Consider the following 1,091-nt stretch of genomic DNA (forward strand, 5'->3'; position numbering starts at 1 on the left):
GATTACACGGTGTCTGGTGGAGACGGAGCGGCCGGCTCAATCACTCTGACCGATGCACTTGCGGTCGGATACGTTATGTGGATCGGGAGTAACCGTGATTTCACACAGGATCAAGACTTCATTCAGGCGCAGAGGTTGACTGCTACGGCCCTTGACGATTCGGTGGACAAACTGTGCCGATTAACTCAGCAGTGTGTCGAACTCGAGGAGCGCATGGGAAGATTCCGGCCCACTTGCCCGGATGAACTAAGGAACAAGGTCATACCCGACTTTCCTGTACTGAAGCTCTTGGGTTCTGATGCGACCGCAACTGAATGGCAGTGGCATGATATCCCTACTGGGGGGACTGGTACTGGTGGAGAATGCTGTGAACTGTGCATCCACAATATTGCCGAATACGATAACGATCTGGTTACGGCGGTTGCTGCCATCGGTGCTGCGCCTGTGGACCTATGGATTTGCACGGCCATCGCTCCGGGAGTTGATGTACATGTACCATCGAACATAAGGTTGGTTATTCCTCCTCAGGGTCGGATAAATCCTGCTGCGGGGATAACTGTTACCATCGACAAGTTGAGCGCAGGCAATTATGAGATATTCGGCGGGGCCGGGAGCATAGTACTTACTGACGGGTGTTGCTCTTATTACCTCATGGAATGGTTCGGGGCAGTTCCGAATGATCAGACTGTTTGCTGTGGAACCGCTGCAACGGCTCTTGTTACTGCTATGACATCGGGGCTCATCTGGGTGGGTAACGGGACATGGTACAATAGTCTGGCAAACTTCGGAACAAAGAGTTTGGTTCATTACTTCGGGTCCGGTATGGGCGCAACGGTAATGAAACAAGCTGATGCTGCCAATATCGGGGTCTTCAAGAGTATCAACTGGGACACGATGGTTGCCGTTACCGATCCCGGCGCCTGGAGTGTGGCTCAGGGGGTGCATTATAGGTTCTCCATTCAAAATCTTAGTGTGGATGGTAACAGAGACAACAACGCTTCAGGGTGCGGCATTCAGGTTTACGGCAAGGGCTACTACATCAACAACGTTAAAATTTACTATTGTCCTGAAGATGGGCTCTATTCCCGGTG

The 1,091-nt window shown here is 51.8% G+C and carries 1 protein-coding gene; it reads left to right on the plus strand.

The annotated features are described in order from the left end of the window. The coding region (locus HWQ67_RS19415) for a hypothetical protein (protein WP_218254345.1) at positions 1-1,091 on the plus strand (1,091 nt) is incomplete at both ends.

Source organism: Candidatus Magnetobacterium casense (genome assembly GCF_019173545.1).
Lineage (GTDB): Bacteria > Nitrospirota > Thermodesulfovibrionia > Thermodesulfovibrionales > Magnetobacteriaceae > Magnetobacterium > Magnetobacterium cryptolimnobacter.